General features: G+C 52.1%; 4 protein-coding genes and 1 pseudogene. 2 read left to right on the plus strand and 3 right to left on the minus strand.

The window, feature by feature from the left end; genetic code table 11:
- A pseudogene (locus AUK29_06440) lies at positions 1 to 213 on the plus strand (hypothetical protein).
- 213 nt (positions 214 to 426) lie between these two features.
- Entirely contained in the window at positions 427 to 1,509 is a 1,083-nt protein-coding gene (locus AUK29_06445; GenBank protein OIP63517.1) for an LPS export ABC transporter permease LptG, read from the plus strand.
- Positions 1,510 to 1,527: 18 nt separating this feature from the next.
- On the opposite strand, the gene AUK29_06450 is transcribed toward AUK29_06445, so the two are convergent.
- The 3 genes from AUK29_06450 to AUK29_06460 form a co-directional block, all read right to left on the minus strand.
- A complete protein-coding gene (locus AUK29_06450; protein OIP63518.1) occupies positions 1,528 to 2,547 on the minus strand; it encodes a hypothetical protein in 1,020 nt (339 codons plus the stop codon).
- 272 nt (positions 2,548 to 2,819) lie between these two features.
- Positions 2,820 to 3,299, minus strand: coding sequence for a hypothetical protein (locus tag AUK29_06455; GenBank protein ID OIP63519.1), 480 nt, complete (start codon positions 3,297 to 3,299; stop codon positions 2,820 to 2,822).
- 289 nt (positions 3,300 to 3,588) lie between these two features.
- Positions 3,589 to 4,515 carry a histone deacetylase gene (locus tag AUK29_06460; protein OIP63520.1) on the minus strand — a complete coding sequence of 309 codons (927 nt, stop codon included), beginning with the start codon at positions 4,513 to 4,515 and terminating at the stop codon, positions 3,589 to 3,591.
- Positions 4,516 to 4,524: the final 9 nt, after the last annotated feature.

Raw genomic sequence — 4,524 nt, forward strand, 5'->3', positions numbered from 1 at the left:
CTGTATTACATCCTGATCGGGGCCGGACGAAAGCTCGGGTCCGAAGGGTTTATCCATCCGATCCTGGCTGCATGGATTCCCAATATGGTCTTCGGAACGTTAGGAGTCTATCTCCTCCTGAAAACTTCTCAAAAGATCCCGGCTGGACGAAGCGGGGAGGACAGCCGCATCTCCCGGATCAGGGAAAAAATACGGCGGATTTTCGGCATCTGAGAAAGGACAAGAGATGAAACCAGTGCACAGAGAAAAGCCTTTTTCGCCACCAAGGCACAAAGGCGCCAAAAAACTATTCAGCCACGAATTGACACAAATAAACAACAGCCGTTTCTTTGTGCAGATTCGTGTTCATTAGCGGTAAAAAGGTTTTTTTTCTCTGTGTCCTCTGTGGTGCGGCTTTGATAATACAACCATAAGGAAAAGAGCGGAATGAAAATCCTTTCACGATATATTGGAAGAGAGTTTATAAAAATATTTTTGTTATGTTTTTCTGCCGTGGCCATCATCTACTTACTGGCCCACTTCCTCGGCAAAATTGATGAGTTTATCGAATTCAAGGCCGATCCCTCACTGATTGCAACCTTAATTCTGTTGAAACTCCCCGTCATCTTCTACGAGGTCCTTCCCGTGGTGGTCCTTCTATCAACCCTCTTCACCCTCGGTTTTCTTTCGAGGAACAACGAGATCACGGCATTGCGCTCGTGCGGGACGGGTCTTATCCCTCTTCTCCTTCCGGTCTTTTCCGTGATCCTGCTGCTCGCCTTTTTATCCATGGTTGACGGGGAATGGCTTGTTCCTTATGCAAACCGGAAATCGAACTATCTCGATGACGTGGCCTTGAAAAAGAGGGCGCCCATCCTAGCCCTGAAGAACAACCGGATCTGGTTCCATACCGGCGAGAACACCTTCTGCAATATTCTCAAGGTGGACCCGGGAAAGGGGATTTTAAACAATATCACTCTTTATGTTTTCAACAAGGATTTTGACCTCGTCACACGGATGGATGCGGACAAGGTCTCCTGGGACGGACACCGGTGGACCACTAGGGACGGAACCGAATGGAGGTTCACCGGATCAGGGACCCTGGAGCAGGAACGTCATTTCCAGGGCCCCTTCCCGCTTACGGTCCCCCTCGAGGATATGATCCACGTGGAAAAATTGCCCGCCGCTATGAGATATGCCGAACTTCGGGACTATATTCGGATCCTCAAGCGAAATGGTTATCCGTCCGCATCCTATGAAGTCGACCTTTATGCCAAGACCGCCTATCCTGTGATCAGTCTGATCATGGCCCTGCTCGGTGTGCCGTTCGCGCTGCAGGTCAATAGGAGCGGCGGGGCAGGGATGAGCATCGGGCTTTCCCTGGGGATCGGATTTATCTGCTGGATGGTCTTTTCCGTGGGGCTTTCTTTGGGGCACGCGGGGTATCTTCCCCCGCTTTTAGCCGCCTGGATGGTGAATGCCCTGTTCGGAGCGGGAGGATTTTACTGGACGAGCCGCCTTCGCTATTGAGCTCTCACATATAAAATGCTATGACCGGAGCTCCGACATAGCCAGTTTTGAAAGCTCCGCCATCTGTGCCGGTTTCCCTACGCAGATCAGGCGGTCGCCGGTGCGCAGGATGGTCTCCGGGGTCAAATTCGTAATCAGCCGGCCATCTTCCTTCTGGATCGCCACAATCAGCACACCGAGTTCCTCCCGGATTTTAGACCGGCCGATGGGGACTCCGTTGTAGACCGATCCTTGGGCAACCTGAACGGAATCCAGACGAAAATCCATGTTGGCGCTGCTGCTCACCGCCGTATCCAGAAAGCTCGTAATGTGGGGATGAAAGACGCTCTGAGCTATCTTCATGGCGCCGATCACATAAGGAGAGACTACGATGTCGGCGCCCGACCTCTTCAGTTTCTTCTCCGATCCTTCTTCTCCGGCCCGGGCGATGATCTTCAGTTTTGGATTCAACCCTCGAGCGGAGAGCACAAGAAACAGGTTTTCCGCATCCGTATTCAGAACGGATATCAGCCCATGGGCCCGTTCGATCCCCGCAGAAAACAAAACCTCGTCATTGGTTGCATCCCCCTGGATGACCATATAGCCCTTATCCTGTATTTCAGTGACCACCTCAGGGTTTTTCTCGATCACGACGAAGGGGCGCCCGGCCATGGCAAACTCCGCACAGATATGTTTCCCCATACGGCCGTATCCGCAGATCATATAATGCCCGGTCAGCTTCTTGATCTTCTCGTTCACTTTTTTCCTCCCGAAGATATCCCGGATCTCTCCTTCCAGGATGATTTCTATTGCGTTTTTGAGAGCATAGGCCGTGGTTCCCACACCGCAGATAATCAGGAAGATCGTAAAGATCCTCCCGGTCCCGTTCATCTGATGAACCTCCTGGAAACCGATGGTGGAGAGCGTAATCACGGTCATGTATATGGAATCGACCAGCGGCCACCCTTCTAAAATCATATATCCGGAGGACCCCAGGAATATAATGCACAGCAGAGTCAGTAAGGAATATTTCAGCCTCTTCAACGGATCGACCAACATCTACCTCCATAATAAATCAGGTTCTTCTACAATAAGGGTTCAAGGGTTCAAGGGTTCAAGGGAAATACTGATACCGGTAAACCGAGTACAAGAACGCAAGCAAAATCTCCAGGGAGAAACACTGGAACCCAAGATGCCTTAGTGTAATAGCCGTCGCAGACGGTCCCGGCCCGGCAAAAATAGATTCAAGGAGATGCCGGGATCTAACGACAAAAATAGAGAAAAGCGGTGCACGCGAAGCGTAACCCTTGACCCCTGGGCCCCTGGGCCCCTTATGTTTTTAACATCTCCCTCAAGGTCCTGACCATATGCCGGTAGTGGGTCCCCTGCCAGTAAACCCGCCCGCACGTAAGACACCGGCCGAACTTCGACTCCGTGAGGCAGATATATTCAGGGACATGGTCTTTGAGATCTTTTTTTTCAGCGCTTACCAGCCGTGTATTGCACCGGACACACCGGCTCAGGACTTGTTCCGGATCGAATGGATAGGTCTGCATCACCTCCTTGATCTGATCCATGGGATCATCGGCAAGGATCAGCATGTGCTCACCCACCCCTCTGCGCCGGACCAAACGGGTATCCCGTGTAAGCAGGACCCGATGCCATTCCCGCGCCCAGGCAAGAAGGGTCCCGTCATTCACGGGATTTTTATACCAGACGTCGTATCCCAGAACCCGCATCCATCGGGCCAATTTTCCCAGCATCATGTCCGCGACAAAAGAGGGGTCCAAACGGTCCTGCGCCATCTGCATCACCTCTTGCAAACAGGGAAATCATAACCGCGCTACAATAACATTTATCCTATCATCCATGCAAATGACAAAAAAAAGCCCGCCGAAGCGGGCTTTAAAGGGGGATGGGGATCGGTGTTAAGCAAGGGGGATTGCTTTTTTTTCCTTTCCCCAGGGGTACTCTCGTACCTTGTTTCTATATGATTAGTAACCTTTTAAACCAAAAAGTCGCGAAAAAAATGAGAAAAAGATCATTATTATTATAACACTTTGATTTTAAAGGAGATAATTCTCAGAGTTTTCCAGGGATCTACCGATTTTTTTGTCCGATCAGGGCCGAGAGGTGGGCCCTGACCGATCTTTTAAGGGCTGAAAGGTCATACCCCCCTTCCAGAGCGGAGACGATCCGGCCATGGGCATGCCTTTCGGCAAGGCGGACCAGGCTTTCCGTCATCCCGCTGAAACCCTTTTCGGTTACCTGCATTCCTGCGAGGGGGTCATCCTTGTGGGCATCAAAGCCTGCGGATATCAGGATCAGATCAGGGGCAAAGTCGGAAGCCGCAGGGATCAGGACTTTTTCAATGGCCTCCAGATATTCCCGGTCTCCGCTTCCGGCCGGTAGAGGATGATTGAGCGTAAAACCGGCTCCCTCCCCTTCTCCTGTTTGATTCCGGCTCCCGGTCCCGGGATAATGGGGATACTGGTGGATGCTGAAATAAAGAACCGAGGGATCGTTATAAAAAGCGCTCTGTGTCCCGTTCCCGTGATGCACATCCCAGTCAACGATTAAAATTTTTTCCAGACCATGTTTCATCTGTGCATACCGGGCGGCCACGGCCACATTGTTGAACAGGCAGAACCCCATGGCATGATCTCGCTCTGCATGATGTCCCGGAGGGCGGACCGCGCAAAACGCATTGTTCACTTCACCTTTGATCACCGCATCCACCGCGGCCAGGAGACCGCCGGCGGCGAGGCGGGCCTCTTCATAGGATTCCGGAGAGATAAACGTATCGGGGTCGAGCGCACGGATTCCCGAGGCCGAGGCCTCCTGGACCTGCAGGATATACAACCGATCATGGACCTCCGAGAGCTCTTCGATCTCAGCCTTTCTCGGTTGAAGTCTCATGAGATGCGGATGCAGATCCGTATTATGAAACAGATCCTCGACCACCGTCAGCCGCTTTGCCGATTCCGGATGCGCGCCGGTATCATGGCGGTACCCGGAGACCAGCAATCCTGTTCT

Source organism: Nitrospirae bacterium CG2_30_53_67 (assembly GCA_001873285.1).
Lineage (GTDB): Bacteria > CG2-30-53-67 > CG2-30-53-67 > CG2-30-53-67 > CG2-30-53-67 > CG2-30-53-67.

Bases quoted from the DNA above. Each gene is read 5' to 3' on its own strand.
- AUK29_06450 (OIP63518.1), bottom strand. From the start codon at position 2,547: ATGTTGGTCGATCCGTTGAAGAGGCTGAAATATTCCTTACTGACTCTG.
- AUK29_06445 (OIP63517.1), top strand. From the start codon at position 427: ATGAAAATCCTTTCACGATATATTGGAAGAGAGTTTATAAAAATATTT.
- AUK29_06455 (OIP63519.1), bottom strand. From the start codon at position 3,299: ATGCAGATGGCGCAGGACCGTTTGGACCCCTCTTTTGTCGCGGACATG.